General features: G+C 64.8%; 17 protein-coding genes. 12 read left to right on the forward strand and 5 right to left on the reverse strand.

Annotated features, from left to right (window positions below; all coding sequences use genetic code 11):
* Window positions 1-116: 116 nt before the first annotated feature.
* From AB3147_RS13865 to AB3147_RS13895, 7 genes are all read left to right on the forward strand, one after another.
* Window positions 117-791, forward strand: a complete 675-nt coding sequence (locus AB3147_RS13865) for a hypothetical protein (RefSeq protein WP_218343825.1) — start codon at window positions 117-119, stop codon at window positions 789-791.
* A 37-nt stretch (window positions 792-828) separates the two neighbouring features.
* Window positions 829-1,185 (forward strand): hypothetical protein, encoded by a 357-nt coding sequence (locus tag AB3147_RS13870; protein ID WP_367352168.1) that lies wholly within the window; start codon window positions 829-831, stop codon window positions 1,183-1,185.
* A 479-nt stretch (window positions 1,186-1,664) separates the two neighbouring features.
* Complete coding sequence (gene ydiK / locus AB3147_RS13875) at window positions 1,665-2,741, forward strand: AI-2E family transporter YdiK (RefSeq protein WP_175121533.1); 1,077 nt, start codon at window positions 1,665-1,667, stop codon at window positions 2,739-2,741.
* Window positions 2,742-3,397: 656 nt separating this feature from the next.
* On the forward strand, window positions 3,398-4,105 hold the full coding sequence (locus tag AB3147_RS13880; protein ID WP_246282812.1) for an RNA pseudouridine synthase: 708 nt from the start codon (window positions 3,398-3,400) through the stop codon (window positions 4,103-4,105).
* A 269-nt stretch (window positions 4,106-4,374) separates the two neighbouring features.
* Window positions 4,375-5,316: a S66 peptidase family protein gene (locus tag AB3147_RS13885; protein ID WP_286936412.1), complete on the forward strand. Its 942-nt coding sequence runs from the start codon at window positions 4,375-4,377 to the stop codon at window positions 5,314-5,316.
* 138 nt (window positions 5,317-5,454) lie between these two features.
* Complete coding sequence (locus AB3147_RS13890; RefSeq protein WP_175136502.1) at window positions 5,455-5,799, forward strand: helix-turn-helix transcriptional regulator; 345 nt, start codon at window positions 5,455-5,457, stop codon at window positions 5,797-5,799.
* Between the two features lie 16 nt (window positions 5,800-5,815).
* Complete coding sequence (locus AB3147_RS13895) at window positions 5,816-7,123, forward strand: type II toxin-antitoxin system HipA family toxin (RefSeq protein ID WP_286896289.1); 1,308 nt, start codon at window positions 5,816-5,818, stop codon at window positions 7,121-7,123.
* 7 nt (window positions 7,124-7,130) lie between these two features.
* Here AB3147_RS13895 and AB3147_RS13900 read toward each other — a convergent pair whose 3' ends face one another.
* The 3 genes from AB3147_RS13900 to AB3147_RS13910 form a co-directional block, all read right to left on the reverse strand.
* Window positions 7,131-7,595, reverse strand: a complete 465-nt coding sequence (locus tag AB3147_RS13900; protein ID WP_286896287.1) for an Rrf2 family transcriptional regulator — start codon at window positions 7,593-7,595, stop codon at window positions 7,131-7,133.
* 89 nt (window positions 7,596-7,684) lie between these two features.
* A complete protein-coding gene (locus tag AB3147_RS13905) occupies window positions 7,685-8,569 on the reverse strand; it encodes an SAM-dependent methyltransferase (RefSeq protein WP_175121529.1) in 885 nt (294 codons plus the stop codon).
* 40 nt (window positions 8,570-8,609) lie between these two features.
* Window positions 8,610-9,959: an APC family permease gene (locus tag AB3147_RS13910; protein WP_367352169.1), complete on the reverse strand. Its 1,350-nt coding sequence runs from the start codon at window positions 9,957-9,959 to the stop codon at window positions 8,610-8,612.
* A 537-nt stretch (window positions 9,960-10,496) separates the two neighbouring features.
* Here AB3147_RS13910 and AB3147_RS13915 point away from each other — a divergent pair.
* Together AB3147_RS13915 and AB3147_RS13920 are read left to right on the forward strand one after the other, a co-directional pair.
* Window positions 10,497-10,883, forward strand: coding sequence for a DUF6152 family protein (locus AB3147_RS13915; protein WP_239213639.1), 387 nt, complete (start codon window positions 10,497-10,499; stop codon window positions 10,881-10,883).
* Between the two features lie 13 nt (window positions 10,884-10,896).
* A complete protein-coding gene (locus AB3147_RS13920; protein ID WP_239213640.1) occupies window positions 10,897-11,382 on the forward strand; it encodes a DUF6644 family protein in 486 nt (161 codons plus the stop codon).
* A gap of 8 nt (window positions 11,383-11,390) precedes the next feature.
* Here AB3147_RS13920 and AB3147_RS13925 read toward each other — a convergent pair whose 3' ends face one another.
* Both AB3147_RS13925 and AB3147_RS13930 read right to left on the reverse strand, forming a co-directional pair.
* Window positions 11,391-12,326 carry an SMP-30/gluconolactonase/LRE family protein gene (locus AB3147_RS13925; RefSeq protein ID WP_367352170.1) on the reverse strand — a complete coding sequence of 312 codons (936 nt, stop codon included), beginning with the start codon at window positions 12,324-12,326 and terminating at the stop codon, window positions 11,391-11,393.
* Window positions 12,327-12,480: 154 nt separating this feature from the next.
* The gene (locus AB3147_RS13930; protein WP_246282793.1) at window positions 12,481-14,097 is read right to left on the reverse strand and encodes an arylsulfatase; all 1,617 of its coding nucleotides are present in this window, start codon (window positions 14,095-14,097) and stop codon (window positions 12,481-12,483) included.
* Between the two features lie 184 nt (window positions 14,098-14,281).
* Here AB3147_RS13930 and AB3147_RS13935 point away from each other — a divergent pair, with 184 nt between their 5' ends.
* From AB3147_RS13935 to AB3147_RS13945, 3 genes are all read left to right on the forward strand, one after another.
* Window positions 14,282-15,325: a bestrophin-like domain gene (locus AB3147_RS13935; protein WP_367352171.1), complete on the forward strand. Its 1,044-nt coding sequence runs from the start codon at window positions 14,282-14,284 to the stop codon at window positions 15,323-15,325.
* Window positions 15,326-15,469: 144 nt separating this feature from the next.
* On the forward strand, window positions 15,470-16,792 hold the full coding sequence (locus AB3147_RS13940; RefSeq protein ID WP_367352172.1) for a tetratricopeptide repeat protein: 1,323 nt from the start codon (window positions 15,470-15,472) through the stop codon (window positions 16,790-16,792).
* A gap of 55 nt (window positions 16,793-16,847) precedes the next feature.
* On the forward strand, window positions 16,848-17,990 hold the full coding sequence (locus tag AB3147_RS13945) for a formylglycine-generating enzyme family protein (protein ID WP_367352173.1): 1,143 nt from the start codon (window positions 16,848-16,850) through the stop codon (window positions 17,988-17,990).
* Window positions 17,991-18,018 lie beyond the last annotated feature (28 nt).

An 18,018-nucleotide genomic window follows, 5' to 3' on the forward strand; every position in this document is an offset into this window, starting at 1 on the left:
GCGATCCATAAACTCGTCGCCTTATGAACGCTATCAACCAGGCCGAATCCGCCTCACTCGTCAGCGAGCCGTTACGAATCCAACCCGTGCTGGACGCCAAAGGGGTTGTCCGCGAAATGGCGCTGGTCGGCGGTCACAGCCGCCTTACTTCCGCGTTGCTCACCAATGCCGCTTCGGCAGATGCCTTGCGCCGCGCCGGGCGAATCTTCCGCGCGGCGGGCTGCATGGCAACGCTGTCGATGGACCATCCGCTCAACGTCCACTCCGATATTTTGCTTCCGCAGCAGCTGTGCCAGGATCTGCGCATTGGCGCGGTGGCCGGCGACCAACTGCGTGACACGCTGCAAGAAGCGCAGCTCAGCCAGCCCATCTATCCCTGCGCCAAGGTCACGTACAACGTCCCCCTCAGCGACCGCCTGGCGCAGGGCGCCACGCTTTTCCACAGCTACCAGGAACTGCAGCCTGCGTTACGCGTGCGGCTGCTGCCCTCGGCGCAAGTTCCATTCGGCACACTTCGCGCCACGGGCCTGCGGGTGGGCATCCCGGAAGGCATCTGTACCCGCCGCCCGTTGCAAGAGCGCTTCTTCAGCCTGCTGGGGCAAGCGTCACGCCAAGGCCTGAAGGTCTTGGCGCAAGACATCCGCAGAATCGACGACTTCAACTGGCTCCGCGCGCAGCCCGACGTCCTGTTTCAGGGCGAGGCCCTGTCAATCGCCTTGAGCCTTCAGTATGTCCAGGAGTGGCTGGCCAGCGCAGGCCCCAGCTGGCGCGCTTTTCAAATGGGGGCATAGAAAAAGGCCACACCGCGGATCCGATTAAAATCCGCGCATGCTTCGTACTCAAGTCATTTTGGCGCTGCTGGTGCTACAGCTTGCGCTGCTTATTCCCCTGGTCGCCGTGGGCATCCAGCTCATACGCTGGTTACATTGGTGCTTTCTTGCGTCCCCCCATACTCGGGGCGAGCGCCCTCGGTTCACCGGTCCGGTGCTGGCCTTGATTTTCAGCACGCTGGCGGCCACCGACTTCATCGGCTTTGAACCCTTCCCAACCCTGTCGCAAATGAATCCCGTGCCGGAGGGCGCACGCGCCTACTTCACAGTGGCGATGCTGGCCCTCGCGGTCTGGTGCTGGGCGTATTCCGGCGCGATCCGCAGCAGGATTCGCACGATGCTGGGCATTTCGTAGCCCTTGCGCCCGACGGTAGCAACGTTCGGCCCATCGGCGGGTCAGCGTCCCAGGTAAGTTCCCTGGAATGGTTCGTTGTTGGGCTCGCCAAAATCAGACCGATGGTAATTGGCGGGGTCGGAATGGGTTGCGCGCGCGGCGTGCGACCCGTCGGAGCGGTGGGAATCCATGTAACTGCAGCCGCTCAACACGATTGCCAGCATTACGCTGGCGAAAGCCATGTTTTTCATGGCACACCTCCACACTGTTTGCCTGCGCCCCGGACCGGCGAACCCGGCCGGCCGCAGTGGCAAGCCGAGCAAGTAATGTTCCCATTCAGCTTCGCGCGGATTTCGGATACATTCGATTGATCGCGATGGCTGGCAGGGCGGGCGCCGCCAGTCCGCATCCACCGCAACCTGGGGCGAAAGCCCCGCCAGGAGCCGCGGGTGATACCACGCCAGTCCGTCGACATAGCCCGGGTTCTGCTTGTGATCGTCATGCTCTTGGCCTTGATGATCGGCAGCCTGTATGTCCTGCGTCCTTTTCTGCCCGGGCTGATCTGGGCCACGACCATCGTGGTCGCCACCTGGCCGGTGTTGCTCTCGATTCAGCGGCACTGCGGCGGGCGGCGCTGGCTGGCCACCGTGGCAATGCTGCTCATCCTGCTGTTCGTGATCGTGCTGCCGTTGTATCAGGCGATCTCCACGCTGGCGCTGCACGGCGGCGCCATCATGGCGGCCGTCAAGAGCCTGCCCGACTATGCACTGCTGGCGCCGCCGGCGTGGATCGGCAGCATTCCGCTGGCCGGCCCCCGCATCGCCCAGGAGTGGCAGACGTTGTCGGACGCGGGCGCTGGCGGGTTGCTGGCGCGGATTGAACCGTACCTGACCACCGCCGCGCACTGGCTGCTCGGTCACGCCGCCATCGTCGGCGTGTTCGTGATGCATATGCTGATCACCGTGATCATCGCCGGCATCCTCTACAGCAAAGGCGACATTGCGGCCGATTTTGCGCGGCGCTTTGCCAACCGGCTTGCGGGCCAGCGCGGCGTTGCCGCGATCAGGCTGGCCGCGTCTGCGATCCGCGCGGTGGCGCTAGGCATCGTTGTGACCGCCGTGGTGCAATCGGCGCTGGGCGGTATCGGGCTTTGGATTGCGGGCGTGCCGGCGGCGGGGATTCTGACCGCGCTCATGGTGATGCTGTGCCTGGCGCAGCTCGGCCCGTTTCTGCCCATGCTGGGCGGGGTCGCCTGGCTGTTCCAGAACGATATGAAGCTGGCGGCGGCCGTGCTGCTGGTCTGGGCCATTGTGGTGGGAACGCTGGACAACCTGCTGCGGCCACTGCTTATCAAGCGCGGGGTGAACCTGTCGATGCTGCTGATACTTTCCGGCGTGTTGGGCGGCATGTTCGCCTTCGGCATCGTCGGATTGTTCATTGGTCCGGTGATCCTGGCGGTGACGTCGACGCTGCTCAAGGCGTGGATCGATGAAGTGCCGCCGCCCGCAGACGTCTACCCGGACGAAGCCGCCTTGAACGTGGACCCGCCCGACGGACCGCGGCAGAAAAGGGCGTAACATCCGTCTCAAGGTGCGGGCCATGTGGCCCGCTTTTCGCAATACCCGGCAACACCGATGACAACGCTTTTTCTCCTGGCGCCTGCAGGCGTGCCTGACCTTTTCCTTCACCGTTTCAATCCGCTGCATCAGGAGGGGGGACGATGAGCAACACGATGCGGCCCACCAAGCCCGGCACGCTCACGCTGACCTCCCGTCCCGCCAAGCGCAGCGCGGCAAACCGCAGTGCACGTCCGGCGAGATCGGACGAGTCCGCTGCGACGAGCAAACCGTTCCAGCGTGCCCCGGCTGGTCAAAGCCGGGGCGTCTCCAACGCCGGAAAGACCGAGGCGTTTGAACGCAGGGCCATCGAATCCAAGGGAACAGCACGTCGAGCCACTGAGGCGAAAAGCGGCGGGCCGAAAGCCACCGAACGCCAAAGCAGCGGACGCGCTGCAAGCGACCGCAAGCCCAGCGACCGCAAGCCCGGTGAACGCAAGCCCGGTGAACGCAAGCCCGAAGACCGCAAGCGTGGTGACCGCTATGGCGCTAAATCGCAAGCGGGCGGCCTCAAAGCCAGCGCGAAGGGCGCCGTCGCCCGGCCCGTGCGCAATACCCCCGAACGCCGCGATCGCTCCAACCCCTCCTCACAAGCTGCCGCAAGCAACACCGATCGCCTGGCCAAGCGCCTGGCGGCCGAGCTGCCGTGTTCGCGCGGCGATGCCGAGCGCTACATCGAAGGCGGTTGGGTAACCGTCGACGGCAAAGTGCAGGAAGAGCCGGGGTTGCGAGTCGCGCCCTCCCAGGTTGTGAGCCTGATGCCCGGCGCACGGCTCGAAGAAGGCCGTCCGGTCACCGTGCTGGTCCACAAGCCGGCCGGCATGTATGCCGACGACCAGCCCGGCTCGGCGCGCGACCTCATCCTGCCCGAGAACCTGATGCCCGGAGACCGGTCGGGCCAGCGCTACCTGAAACGTATGTTCAATGGGCTCAAGCTGGTGACGCCGCTGGAGCGCGCTGCGAGCGGCCTGGTCGTTTATTCCCAGGAGTACGCCGTGGCCCGCAAGCTGGTGGAGGAGGGCCGGCACGTGGAGCAGGAATATATCGCGCATGTCGAAGGCAAGCTAAGCGAAGCGGACCTGGCCCGCATGCAGCGCGGCATGGCCTATGAAGGCCGCGCCGCCACGCCGATGAAGGTCAGCTGGCAGAACGAGAACCACCTTCGCTTTGCGCTGAAGTCGCCCCCGCCGGGGTTCATTGAAGCCGTGTGCGATGCGGCGGGCTTGCGCTTGCTGGCATTGCGGCGTCTGCGGATCGGGCGTTTGCCGATGGCAGGCCTTGCCGCGGGACAATGGCGCTACCGGCTGGACTACGAGCGATTCTGATGGGCGGACCAACCAGCTCCCAGATTGCCGATCCTGTGTTCGCGACGCATCCGCAGACCACGCCGCGCGTTGATGGCGGCTCCCCGGACGCCGGACGTCGACGGATGTTGTTCAATGCCGGCGCGCTTTGCCTGGCCGGCTTTGGCCTGGCAGGTTGCGCAGGCGGGCGGGAAGGTGCGCCGAATGCCACATCCCAGTCTGCCCAGAATGCCGCCGCACGGCGTGACACCGCGCCGCCGCCTTCTCACGCGAAACCGGCGGCCGCCCCTGTGCCTGTCCTGCGGCCCGGCGCGAAGGTCGCGATCGTGGCGCCTGCGTCCGCGGCCCCAAACGCCAGCGATCTTGCCGCGGAATGGCTGGAAGACCGGGGCTTCGCGCCGGTGGTCATGCCGGCATCGCGCACGCGGCTCGACGCCCCCTATGAATACCTGGCCGGTACCGACGCCCAGCGCCTGGACGACTTGCATGCCGCGTTTGCCGCGCCGGATATCGGCGCGGTGTGGTGCCTGCAGGGCGGTTTCGGCTCATGGCGGCTGTTGGACAAGCTGGATTTCGCGTTGCTTCGCCAACATCCAAAGCCCTTCATCGGCTACAGCGACATCACGGCCCTGCATTTGGCCATGCAACGCCACGCCGGTTTTGTGACGTTTCACGGGCCGATGCTGGCGCAGGATCTGGTCGCGGGCAAGCGCGAGCCCACTGAATCCCATCTGCTGGCCATGCTTGGCGGGCAGATCGGGCAGGGCGCCTGGATTCAGCCTCCCCCGGATACACGGGCGGTGGAACTGGTTGCGGGCACGGCAAGCGGACGACTGGTCGGCGGAAACCTGGCGCTCATCGCCGCATTGATCGGCTCCCGGCACGAGATCGATACCCGCGACGCCATTCTGTTTTTTGAAGACGTCAACGAGGCGCTGCCTCGCGTGGACCGGCTATTGAGTCAATTGGCCGCCGCAGGCAAGTTTGACGGCCTGAAGGGCGTGATCGTGGGCAATTTCACCCGCATCATCGGCACGAATCTGGAGGATGCGCAGGCGCAAAGTCTGCTGTATCCGCTGGTGATCGAACAGTTTGCCGCGCGAGGCATCCCGGTCCTGGCCGGCTGGCCCAGCGGACACGGCGAACCCAATCTGACCCTGCCGCTGGGCGCGCGCGTCACGTTGGACACCGGGCGGGCGGCGTTGCGGCTGGATCAGGCCGTGACGCGGTGAGGAATGCGCTGCGGGGCAGGGGTTTGCCGCATTAATGGCGCATTAGGTGCGTTTGTGCACTATAAAAGCGACTTCCCTCCGTGGGGAGTTTGACTTATTAATAGTGCATTAACGCGTTTAAAGCACTATTATTGCGTCATGAAAAAGAAGATCGAACCCAGTTTCGAGGCGGCCGAAGCTTTGGCTCGTCTAGGTGCGCGCATCCGCACCGCGCGCTTGCGCCGCAACGAAACAGAAGCGATGCTGGCCAGCCGCATGGGGGTTTCGCGTGCGACCATCAACCGGCTTGAGCGCGGCGATGGGGGCGTCTCCCTGGCGCTGGCATTTGAAGCGTTGCTGCAGTACGGCTTTGGCGACCAGTTGTTCGCGCTGGGTGATCCTGACCTCGATGGCGTCGGCAAGCGGCTGGATGCCATGCGCCGGCCCGCCCGGGGCAGCGGCAAGGCGCAGCATTCGCATCGCGCCGATCCTTCCAGCCTGTAACGCGGCGGTCGCCATCGTGCCAGCCAAAAAGCATAAAACCGTCGAAAGCGAGCTTTTCGTCTACGTGGATATCCGGGGCGAGGCCGTGTTGGCCGGAATCCTGACCCTGGACGACACCGACGAGAACCATTTTTTTGCCGAGTTCACGTATGTGCAGTCCTACGTGAACGATCCGCGCGCGTTTTCGCTGGACCCGCTCAATCTGCCCCTTACCGATTCGACGACCACATTCCGCACCGAAAGCCGCTATCAAACGCTGGGCGCCATTTTCGATGCGGCGCCTGATGCCTGGGGCCGCAATGTGATGCGCGTGGACAATGCGGGCGCCCGGGTGACCGAAAACGAAGTCCTGCTCAAGGGCCGCGGCATGGGCGTGGGCGCGCTGTTTTTCAGCGCCCGCCAGTTGACGCCCAACATGCGCAAGACCTATCGGCTGCCCGAAGTCAGCCAGCTCGAATCCCTGGCGGACCTGCTGACCGACATCGACCAGGGCATCAAGCCCAAGGGGCTGTATCGCGACATCCTGGGCAGTTCGTGGGATATCGGCGGCGCGCGTCCCAAAACGATCGTCCGGGATGCAGAAGGCGAGATGTGGATCGCGAAGTTTCCCCGCAAGGGCGAGTCCTACGACCGCCAGCGCGTGGAATACGCCAACCTGCAGATGGCCCGCGCCATCGGGCTGAACGTGCCCGAGATCCGCCTGGCGCAGACCCATCTTGGCGCGGTGCTGCTGACGCACCGGTTCGACCGCGAGCTATTGCCGGTCCAGCAAGGGGCGGATCCAGTCATTGCGCGGCGGCATTTCCTGAGTGGCGCTTCCCTGATCAGCCCGTCGGTGCACATCGGCAAGCGCGAGCTGGACGGGCCACGCGGTAAGGCCACGTATTCCTACGCGCGGCTGGCCGACGTGGCGCGCCGCATCTCGTCGAATCCCGTGCAGGATCTGCTGGAGCTGTATGCGCGGATGGTGCTGAACGTGGCCGTTCACAACACGGACGATCATCTGAAGAACGTCGGCTTCCTGAAGGACGAAGGCGCGCACACCTACCGGATGTCGCCGCTGTTTGATGTGGTGACCCAGGAAGGGTCGGCGCGGCATTACCTGCACATCGGCGCCGAGGGCCGTGACAGCACCTTTGCCAATTGCCTGACCGAGTACCGGCGTTTCGGACTCCGGTCGGAAGCGGCCGCCCGATCGATCATCGACCGCGTCCTGGATGTGGTGCGCGAGCGCCAGCGATTTTACGAAGAAGCCGGGATGTCGCAGGCCGAAATTGCGCACGTCGAAGCGTCGTTGATGGCGTGGCGTCAGCCGTGGAAGTAGGGGGCGATCATCCCTCGTGGATGGCTTGCGGATCAAACGCTTGCCCACGTTCCACCATGCGCGCGTGAAAATCGCGGCTCAGGGCGGCCAGCGTGACTTTGCCGAGCCGATCCAGAAGCAGACGCTGCGCCTCTTCGAACGCGTCGTCCAGCGACGCATTCACCGCCTCTTCCACCAGGCATCCCGGCGACTCGCTGCGGTTGCCCATCGCAAAGATCTCCGGTGCGCCCAGGGCGTCGTAGATATCGCGCAGCGTCACTGCGTTGAAGTCACAGGAAATCGTCCATCCGCCGCCGTGGCCTTTTTCGGAGCGGACCAGACCTTGCTCTCGCAGGCCGGCCATGATGCGGCGGATCACCACGGGGTTGGTCTGCATGACGCGGCCGAGGTCGTCGGAGGTCATGGGGCCGGGGTGCTCGGCCATATGCAGCAGAACGTGCAGGACGCCGGAAAGCTTGCTGTCTCTTCTCATGCAACAGATGCTATTGCATGACGCCGGGGACGGTCAACGCGACGCGGCCACACAAGGCCGCGCCGCGCGCCACGTCCAACGCACGAAGATCAGCTCCGCTTGGCCTGCCAGTTGCCCTTGCCGGCGGCGGTGCCGCTCATGGTGCGGCCGTTCACCACGCCCGCATAACGCACGCCGTCGGCGGTGAAGGTGATTGACGTGCCGTCCAGGCGGGCGTCCGAGATCGGCACGGATCCCAGCTTGCCGGACAGCACCTGATAGTGCTGATCCAGCTGCAGCGTCTGGCCGCCCAGATCCCATTTGCCTTGAACCTTGGCCGGTACGATCCACAACAGCGCCGTGCAATAGGTCTGGCAGTTCTCGGTGACGGTCTCGGAGGCGTCCGGCTCCCAGTCGCCCATGCGGAACGTATTGGACACGACGCGGGTGCCGGCCGGCAGTTCCAGCAGCTTTGGCCGCAGCTTCTCGTTGATGGTCGACAGCAGGAACATCGTGATCACATCCGCCTGCGACAGGTCTGTGGTGAAGAGATCCTGCGCCACAAAGGTGGCCCGGTCGGCCACGCCGGCGCGCTTGGCGTTCTGGCGCGACAGCTCGACCAGGTCGGGGTTGTACTCGATGCCTTGCGCGGTCAGGCCGCGCTGCGCGGCCGTGATAACCGTGCGGCCATCGCCCGATCCCAGGTCCATCAGCCGGTCCTTGGGCGTGACCTTGGCCATGTCCAGCATCTTGTCCACGAGACTTTGCGGGGTCGGGACCCAGATGACGTCCTTGCCTTCCTGGCCGACGTCGGGCACATAGGCCTTTTGTTCCCCGGCCTTGGCGGGCGCCGCGGCGGTCTGCGCCATGGCGGCGCTCGCGCCCAACAGCGCGAACGCCATTGCCGAGGCCAGCATTGCGAGACGCAGGCGCGGGGTGAACGCCTGAACCGCGGACTTGGAAGATGCGTTGAAGCGTACGTTGGAGCGTTGCATGGTGAGGGTTCCTTGGACGAAGAGGACAGGGAAGAACCAGTTAGCCGATGGCCTGGGCGGGCTTGAGCAGTCGCATGAGCGGCACGCCGGCTGCCAGCACGGCCAGCCCGATCAGGGCGCCGGCGCCGGCGTACATGGCGCTGGAAACCACCAGCCCGGCGCAGGTCAGCGCCAGCAGCAGGGGAGGCAGCGGAAAGAGCGGCACGCGGAAGGGCCGGGGGCGATCGGGATCCAGGCGGCGCAGGCGCCAGACGGACGCGGCCACCAGCATCATGAACAGCCAGAACACGGGCGCGGTGTACGCCACCATCGTTTGCACACTGTTCTGGCTGAAGGCGCCCAGCGCCACCAGCGCCAGCGTGATCAGTCCCTGGGCCACCAACGCGCTGACCGGCGTTTCGTTGCGGTCGCTCCAGCCGGCCAGCGCCTGCAGCCGCGGCACGTCCCGGCCCAGCGCGTAATAAACCCGCGCGCCGGTGATGATGGTGCCGTTGATGGTGCTGAGCGCCGTGGCGCAGATGGTCAGGCTGAGCAGTGCCGCGGCATAGGGGCCGGCCGCAAGCTGCATGACCTCGGCGCCCAGCGCGGGCGTGTCGCGGAGCCCCTGCAAGCCAAAGATTTCCAGCAAGGCGATGTTGGTCAGCACATAGGCGCCGGTGACGACCGCCGTGCCGATCAGCAGCACCCGGCTCATATTCCGCCCGGGGTCGCGCAGTTCGCCACTGAGGTACGCGGCTTCGTTCCATCCGCCATAGGTCAGCAGCACGAACACCATGCCCATGCCCAGCAGGCCCGCGGTGTTGCCCGACAGCGGCGCGGGGTCCGGGGTCTTGAGCCCCTCGCCACCCGAAGCCGTCAGGCAGGCGATCAGCACCGCGGCCAGGGCGACCACCGTCAGCAGGGTAAAGACCCATTGCAGCCGCTTGGAATAACGCGTGCCGATCATGTTCAGGCCCGTCAGCACGACCACCGAGATGGCCGCGTGCACAGCCGGCCCTTGTGATCCCAGCGGCAACAGCCGGTTGGCATAGTCGCCGTAGATGAACGCCACGACGGCAATCGCGCCCGTCTGGATGACGGAGCAGCGCGCCCAGGCAAACATCAGCCCAACGCGCGCACCCCAAGCCCGGGTCAGATACAGGTACTCGCCCCCGGCGCCGGGATACGCCGAGCCAAGTTCGGCATAGCAAAGGGCGCCCACCAGCATGACGAGCCCGCCGGCGCACCACAGGCCGATATACATGGCGTCTGAATGGGCATGCTGCGCGACAAGAGGGGGGAAACCGAAGATGCCGATGCCGATGACGACGCCGACCAGCACCATGGTTGCGTCCATGACCGACAGGCCGGTGGGCGCACGGTTGTTCACCGCGTCAGGAACGGCGCTCATGGTTGCACGCGGCGTGGACATGGATCGGCACGCAGCGAAAGGGCGTGGAGAGAAGGGAGATCAGGGGGGCGCGCGGTGGAAGTGGAGGGCAGATTCGCGAGGAAACGCGAGCGGAGCAATGACATGCAATTCTCCCGGGGGTGGACGCGCGGAAACGGCTTAAAGGCAAATGTCGGCATATGCTGACAATTGCCTGAACATAAAGCGACCGTTACCGAACAGGGAAAGTTCCGCAGGGTTTTCCTGGGTGAGCGCGGCAGATGCAAGTGGCGCGGGGCGCCAGTTCAACTTCATGCGCTATCTCATTAATCGGCGTTAAGCTATTGATTAATCAAGAGATAATTAAAAAGAAACAGCGGCAACCTAAAGTAGATTCTTAGAAGTAAATTCTCAGGATTCGCGCAATGATCTATCACCTCCCGAGCGCGAAATAAATTCACACCCGTCTCAAGAGTCGGCTGCTATCCTGCTTTTTCGCGCTCACGCCTGCGCCTTCGCGCGGACGAACGGCAGCCACCGCACTTCAGGAGCATCGACATGAAGCTTTCCCATCGCGCGTTGATCGCCACACTGGCGCTGTCTGCCATGGGCGGCGTCGCCCCCTCAGCCATGGCGCACCACGGCTGGTCGTGGGCAGAATCCGAACAAATGACATTGCAGGGCACGGTCGAACAGGTGCAGATCGCCCCGCCGCACCCCACGCTCAAGGTCCGGGCCAAGGACGGCGTGTGGACGGTGGAACTCGGCAACCCCAGCCAGACAAAGGAAGCCGGATTCGTGGAAGGTTCCGCCAAGCCCGGCGATGCGATCACCGCCGTCGGCAACCGTGACCAGGACGCGGCCGCCAAACGCATGAAGGCCGTGCAGGTGACCGTGGGCGGAAAGACCTACGACATTTACCCAAGCCGCATCAAGAAACCCTGAGCACCCGCGCCGGATGCCTGAACTGCTGCGGCTTGCGCTCGAACACCTTGAATCCGTTCCGCCGGCGCTGTGGTTGCGCCGGTCCGGCGTTCTCTATCTGCTGTTGAACGCCGCGCATATTGGCGCCATCGGCCTGTTGATCGGGTCTATCGTGCCGCTGGATCTGCGCCTGCTCGGCATCCTGAAGCCGAACGCGCTGGCCGTCCTGGCGCCGGTGCTGGCGCGCACAGCCGCAACGGGCCTTGCATTGGCGGTGCTGACGGGCGCGATGCTGTTTTCGGTGCGTCCGCTTGAGTATCTGGAAAATCCCGCATTCCTGGTGAAGATGGCGCTGCTGGCCGCCGGTGCGGTCAACGCCTGGCTCGTGCACCGGGGCCGCGCATGGGCCGGCGTCGAAAACGGCGGCCGGCCAACCGGGATGCTTCGGGCGCAGGCGGGTGCGTCGCTGGCGCTTTGGCTGGGATGCCTGATCGCGGGGCGCTGGATCGGGTTTCTGTAGCGGCCCGGTCAGCAGTAAGGGACACCCTGCGCATTCACATACAGCGCAAACAGGCATTGTCCGGTCACCATGAACAGCCGGTTGCGCCGCGCGCCGCCAAAGCACAGATTGGCGCAGCGGTCGGGCAGGGCGATGCGGCCGATGGCCGTGGCGTCGGGTGCAAAGACCATCACGCCGCTCAGTTCCGGACCCGGTCCCCAGCCGGCCCAAAGATTGCCCTCGGTATCGCAGCGGATGCCGTCCGGGATCGCCTCAAGGCTTGCCTCCACAAACGTGCGCCCTTCATCCAGCGTGCCGTCCTCTCCAACCCCGTAAACCAGGATGCGGTTAGGAGAAGAGCCGTTGTCCACGACATACAGCAGCCGTTCGTCCGGCGAAAAACACAGACCGTTGGGATTGTGGACGCCCCGGACCACGGCCTGCAGCTCCCCAGTGCCGGGGTCCAGCCGATAGACGTGCGTCGGGAGTTCCGGGTCGGCCTTGAAGCCTTCGTAGTTGCTCAGAATGCCGAATACCGGATCGGAGAACCAGATCGATCCATCTCGCCGCACAACCACGTCGTTCGGCGCATTCAGGCGTTTGCCCTCGAACCGGTCGGCCAGCACCGTCACTGAGCCGTCGTACTCGGTCCGCACCACGCGCCGCTCGCCATGTTCGCAACTGACGAGCCGGCCCTGGCGGTCGCGCGTGTTGCCGTTCGTGTACCCGGAAGGCTGACGGTGCACCGATACCGCACCCGTTTCCTCGTCCCATCTCAAGAGGCGGTTGTTGGGGATGTCGCTCCAGATCAGGCACCTGCCGTCTCCGAACCAGACCGGGCCCTCGCCATAGCGGACACCGGTCGCCAGGCGTTCGATGCCCGCGTTATTGAGCCGGATGTTGCGGAATCGGGGATCCAGTACCTCAATGGCCGGATCGGGATAGCGTTCACTGGGTTCCCACATGGGACCTCCTGTAGCCAGGTCGCAAGCTGGCAGGCGGCTAGCTTGCCGGGATGGAATTGCCGCGTCCATCCGCCTGTAGCAGCAAGCCGCCTGCCCGGACGGGTCCCGCGTCCGTGCGGTTCACCCAAATCAGGTGAACCGCGGCGTGCCGGCGTCAGTTTCCAGTGGGCAGGGAAAGCTTGAAGCCGTCCTTCGCCAGACTGTCGCGGATGTACTGGAACCGCTCGTAGCCGGACAAAGTCAGCGGTCCGTCATAGCCTTCGCTTTGCATCTTGCGGGGCGGGTAGTCGATGTACGTCTTCATCAGCGGCGCGACGGCGTCGTTGATCATGACCATCGTCCAGGTTCGCTCCGTGACGTTGCTCATGAAGATGTCGTAACGCTCCTGCGGATCGGCCCACAGGTCGAACACCTGGGGCACCGTCGCCACATAGGACTCGGCGCCTTTCCAGCCCAGGTTCGTGTCCACCGCAAGCCCGCCCGTCACCGCGCCGTCGTCGCCGCGCAGGTTGAACACCGCCTTGTAGTTGGCAACGCGCACGGCGCCCGGCGACAGCTCGTTCTCGGTGAAGTAGAACCACGACTTGCGGTCGCACTTGCCGGTGCCAAAAAGGACGGGCGACATGTCATAGCTGTCGAAGATGATCGGCTTGTCTTCGCGGTCGTTCGTGGGCAACTTCACGCCGGCAACCGCGGCAAACGTCGCCATCAGATCCAGGCCACCCACCAGGCTGTGATCTTTGGCGCCCGCGGCGATCTTGCCGGGCATCCACGCGATCGCGGGAACCCGGTTGCCGCCTTCGCGCACCGTTCCCTTTGTGCCGCGCAACGGGGTGTAGCCCGCATCGGGGTAGACGTCCTGCCAGGCGCCATTGTCCGTCGTGTAGAACACCAGCGTGTTCTTGTCCAGGCCCAGCTCGCGGATCTTGTCCATGATGCGGCCGATCCGTGCGTCCAGTTCCACGACCGAATCCGCGTACTTGCTCTTGGACATGGACTTATGGATGTAGTCGGGATCCGGCATGTTGGGCTGGTGCACCTTCATGAAGTTGATGCTCATGAAGAACGGCTGCTCGGACTTGGCGTTGCGGTCCAGATAGTCCAGCGAGGCCTTTTCGACATACCGGTCAAAGAACGGAATGCCGACGACGCCTTCACGGCCGTTGACCATGGGCGTGTCGACGTATTGACCGTTGATCTTGAACTCCTCGCGCGGCTTTTCGCCGGCGTTGCCGGACAATGCGCCCTTGGTGACGCGTTGGAACATCTCGCGCACGTCCGCGGGCATGTCCGGAAACCACGTGGGATCCGCGTAGGTGTAAGCGTTCAGGTGATAGAGGCCCGCATACTTCATCTCGTCGTAGCCCTGGGCGTTGGGCAAGGCGTAGTCCGCTTCGCCCAAATGCCATTTGCCCGTGAAGAACGTCTTGTAGCCGGCGGTCTTCAGCACCGACCCGAGTGTCCATTCGGCCGCCGGCAGGCCGCCGCCCTGGCCTTGAAAGGCCACGGTGGTCATGCCGCTGCGATTGGGGATGCGGCCGGTCTGCATCGCTGCGCGGCCGGGGGTGCAGCTGGGTTGCGCGTAGAACGAGAAGAAGGTCATGCCTTCGGAAGAGAGCCGGTCGATGTTGGGCGTTGGCATGCCGCGGCCGATGCCGCCGCCATAAGGACCGAGATCGCCGAGACCGGTGTCGTCGGAGACAAGCAGGATGATGTTGGGTTTGCGTTGATCCTGCGCGGAGGCGGGGGCACAGATTGCCGCTCCCGCCATGAGAAGTGCTGCGGCACCGCAAGTGAGCGTTCGTTTGGTCGCCATTTTCAACTCCGTCGTGTAAGAGTGAAATCAACCGCACGAAGCTGCAAACCGTGCGGTTCACATTGGCCTACGTACTTGGGGGTGTTCAATCCGGGACGCGCAGTCCGGGACGCGTAGTCCGGAACGCAGACTCCGGGACTTGCAATCCGACATGCATCGTCCGCGGGATTTGAACTGCAATAATTTTCATCTTCCTTTCCCGCCTGTCAACGAGATTCTGCGATGCGCTTGCATGCGAGCGCCGCATTGGTCAACACGGACCGGCACGGCTGTATCACGCGTTGGCTGCGCTTGCGCGATTGCCAGCCCGCGCGCGTTGCTTTTATCGTTGATGCGTTCCGGACACGCCAGCGTACCGCTCGCACGTTCCTCCGGTAATCGCACACGCGAGGTTCCCATGGACTACTCGTTTCTCCTGGCAGGCTTGGCGGCGGCGTTCTTTGTGGCGCTGTTTGGCGCCATCGCATTGGGCAAGCGATTGGGCAGAAAGCTTGAGGAGAACGGCGGGGCAGGGGTGGCGGCGATCGAGGCATCGGTGTTTGCGCTGCTGGGGCTTCTGGTCGCGTTTACGTTCTCGGGCGCGGCGCAGCGTATGTCGGACCGGCGCGATCTCTTGATCCAGGAAGTCAACGCCATTGGCACGGCTTGGCTGCGGGTTGATCTGCTGCCGCCCGCCGCGCAGCCGACGCTGCGGGCGCAATTTCGCCACTACGTCGATCAACGGATTCTTTATGAACGCCATGTCGCCGATCTGGATGCGCGGACGGGGATTGCGGCCAAGGCCAGCGCGCTGCAAATGGACATCTGGCGGGCCTCCGTCGGGGCGGCGCGGGACGATGTTGCGCCGCCGCTGGCGGCCTCGTACGTGCAGGCAGTGAATGACATGTTCGATGCGGCGACCGCGCTTGTCGCCGCCCAGAAGGTGCATCCGCCCATGGCGGCCTACGTTTTCCTGGGGTTTCTTGCGCTGATCTGCGCCGGGCTGGTGGGCGTGAAGCTGGCCGCAACGCAGCGGGGGACGCTATTGCACGAGCTGATCTACGCGCTGGTCATGACCGCGGCGCTGTACATCATCATCGACTTTGAATTTCCACGAATCGGCACGATACGCATCGACCAGAGCGACGCGTTGCTGGTGTCCCAACGCCAGGCGATGGTTGATCCGCCGTCTTCCCGCCCGTGACGCCGCGGCTGCCGTAAGCGCGGGCGTATGCCCATACCCGCGCATCCGGTGCAGTCGCACTAGCGCAGTTGCGTTTTGCCGGCACACGGCATCCGTGCTTATATTTCCGAAGCCCGTCGCGGGCCGGCCCTTTGGGAGATCACCATGGCGCTGAGCGATGTGCGGGGCAATCCCGTTTCCAGCGATGAACCGGCGTCGATGGCCGCTTACGAACGGGCGCAAAGCTTGTTCCACGGCTATTACGGCGATCCCTTGGGCATCATCGACGGCGCGCTTTCCGAAGACCCCGTCTTCGTCATGGGCCACCTGCTGCGCGCAGGCATGATGATTACCGCCAGCGACAAGTGCGTCGAACCGCTGCTACGCGAAAGCGTCGAGGCTGCCGAAGCACTAGTCGATATCGCCAATGATCGCGAGCGCCGTCATACGGCGGCGGCGCGCGCCTGGCTCGACGGCAATTTCTCTACCGCGTTGCGGCGCTACGCCGACATTCTTGCGGATTACCCGCACGACACCCTGGCGCTGCAGGTGGGCCACATCGGCGACTTCCTGCTTGGCCGCTCCGCCATGTTGCGCGACCGCGTGGCCGGCATTCTGCCCGCGTGGAACTGCAAGATGCCCGACTACGGCTACGTGCTGGGCATGCACGCCTTCGGGCTGGAAGAGACCAATCTCTATGCCGCAGCGGAAGTCCAGGGCCGCCGCGCGCTGGACCTGAACCCCCGCGATCCGTGGGCCGTGCACGCGGTGGCTCATGTGCTGGAAATGCAGGGCAGGGTGGACGAGGGCATTGCCTGGCTGAACGGCCGGCGCGACGACTGGTCCAGCGACAACATGCTGTCCATCCACAACTGGTGGCACCTGGCCCTGTTTCACCTCGACCGCGACGACATCGCCGAAGTGCTTGCCATATACGACGACCGGCTGCGCGAAACATCCACCGGGCAGGTGCTTGACCTGATCGACGCGTCGGCCATGCTGTGGCGCCTGTTGCTGCGTGGGATCGATGTCGATTGGCGGTGGCGGCAGCTTGCCGAAGTCTGGCAGGCGCGCGGCGGCACGGGCTACTACGCCTTCAACGATGTGCATGCGTTGATGGCCTACTTGGGCGCCGGCGACAGCGCTGCGGCGCAGACGTTGATCGACTCCATGGAAGCCGCCGCTCAGGGCGCCGGCACCAACGCGATGATGACGCGCGACGTGGGGCTGCCGGTGGCGCACGCGCTGGTGGCCTTCACGCGCGACGACTACGCATTGGCCGCGGATCTGTTGCGCGACGTGCGCCTGATTGCGCACCGGTTCGGCGGCAGCCACGCCCAACGCGACGTGCTGGCGCTGACGCTGGTCGAGGCGGCGCTGCGTGGTGGCGCGCGGTCGCTCGCGAAGGTGCTAACCGCCGAACGCATGAGTCTCAAGCCTAACAGCGAGGGCAACCGCAAGCTGGCCTCGCGGGCTGCGGCGCTGTAACGGCATCAGAAGATACGCCTGCATTGCGAAAGGATTCTCTTCAAGGAGAACGCGCATGAAAAAGCACGCGAAGATCGGGTTGGCGTTGGTGGCAATACTGGGCGCGACAGGCGCGATCGGCGCGTATGTCGTGGTCTCCGCGCCACCGGCGGGGCCGCACGTCATCACGTTGGGAGACGGCAAGCAGGGACCGGCGGCGATGGCCTGGATACCCGGCAACGAATTCCTGATGGGCAACGACCACCAGATGTCCCAGCCGAACGAGCGCCCGGCGCACAAGGTGCGCGTCAGCGGGTTCTGGATGGACGTGCACGACGTCACCAACGCGCAGTTCCGCCGTTTCGTCGAGGCGACCGGCTATGTGACGACCGCCGAGCAGAAGCCGCGCTGGGAAGACCTGCGTGTCCAGCTTCCGGCTGGCACGCCGCGTCCGGACGACAGCGCCTTGCAGGCGGGCGCCATGGTGTTCACCGGCACGGAGACCGAGGTGTCGCTGCGCGACTATTCGCGCTGGTGGCGCTTTGTTCCGGGCGCAAACTGGCGGCACCCCGAGGGGCCCGGCAGCAACATCGACGGCAAGGACGATCACCCGGTCGTGCAGGTGTCTTACGCAGACGCGCAAGCCTACGCCAAGTGGGCGGGCAAGCGGCTGCCGACGGAGGCCGAGTGGGAATTCGCTGCCCGAGGCGGCCTGGAGCAGGCTACGTATACGTGGGGCAACGAGCTGCTGCCACAGGGCAAGGCGATGGCCAACATCTGGGACACGCGACAGCCGCAGCCGTTTCCCGTCGTCAAGGATGAAAAGGTGCAGGTCGGGACCACACCCGTCGGCAGCTTCGCCCCCAACGGCTATGGCCTGTACGACATGGCGGGGAACGTCTGGCAATGGACGTCGGACTGGTATCGCGCGGATGCCTTCAAGTTTCAGGCGCAGTACCGCCAGCCGCCGCAGGATCCTGCCGGACCCGCCGACAGCTTTGATCCCGACGACGGCGGCACGCCCGTGTCGGCGCCCAAGCGCGTGACCCGCGGCGGATCCTTTCTTTGCAGCGACACGTATTGCATCAGCTACCGCGCCAGCGCGCGGCGCGGCACGGATCCGCTCAACCCCATGTCGCATATCGGTTTTCGCACCGTCATGACACCGCAGCAGTGGAAGGCGGCGCAGGCGTCTCAAGGCAACATCGCCAGCCGTTGATGCCTGTTCGCCGTGCGGGGCGCGGACA

This window comes from Achromobacter animicus (genome assembly GCF_040775605.1).
Classification (GTDB): Bacteria; Pseudomonadota; Gammaproteobacteria; order Burkholderiales; family Burkholderiaceae_B; genus Achromobacter; species Achromobacter animicus.

Coding starts and splice junctions, on each gene's coding strand:
- AB3147_RS13890 (WP_175136502.1), top strand. CDS start 5,455: ATGAAAAAGAAGATCGAACCCAGTTTCGAGGCGGCCGAAGCTTTGGCT.
- ydiK (WP_175121533.1), top strand. CDS start 1,665: ATGCTCTTGGCCTTGATGATCGGCAGCCTGTATGTCCTGCGTCCTTTT.
- AB3147_RS13920 (WP_239213640.1), top strand. CDS start 10,897: ATGCCTGAACTGCTGCGGCTTGCGCTCGAACACCTTGAATCCGTTCCG.
- AB3147_RS13865 (WP_218343825.1), top strand. CDS start 117: ATGGCGCTGGTCGGCGGTCACAGCCGCCTTACTTCCGCGTTGCTCACC.
- AB3147_RS13905 (WP_175121529.1), bottom strand. CDS start 8,569: ATGCAACGCTCCAACGTACGCTTCAACGCATCTTCCAAGTCCGCGGTT.
- AB3147_RS13930 (WP_246282793.1), bottom strand. CDS start 14,097: ATGGCGGGAGCGGCAATCTGTGCCCCCGCCTCCGCGCAGGATCAACGC.
- AB3147_RS13870 (WP_367352168.1), top strand. CDS start 829: ATGCTTCGTACTCAAGTCATTTTGGCGCTGCTGGTGCTACAGCTTGCG.
- AB3147_RS13945 (WP_367352173.1), top strand. CDS start 16,848: ATGAAAAAGCACGCGAAGATCGGGTTGGCGTTGGTGGCAATACTGGGC.
- AB3147_RS13940 (WP_367352172.1), top strand. CDS start 15,470: ATGGCGCTGAGCGATGTGCGGGGCAATCCCGTTTCCAGCGATGAACCG.
- AB3147_RS13925 (WP_367352170.1), bottom strand. CDS start 12,326: ATGTGGGAACCCAGTGAACGCTATCCCGATCCGGCCATTGAGGTACTG.
- AB3147_RS13900 (WP_286896287.1), bottom strand. CDS start 7,595: ATGAGAAGAGACAGCAAGCTTTCCGGCGTCCTGCACGTTCTGCTGCAT.
- AB3147_RS13910 (WP_367352169.1), bottom strand. CDS start 9,959: ATGAGCGCCGTTCCTGACGCGGTGAACAACCGTGCGCCCACCGGCCTG.
- AB3147_RS13915 (WP_239213639.1), top strand. CDS start 10,497: ATGAAGCTTTCCCATCGCGCGTTGATCGCCACACTGGCGCTGTCTGCC.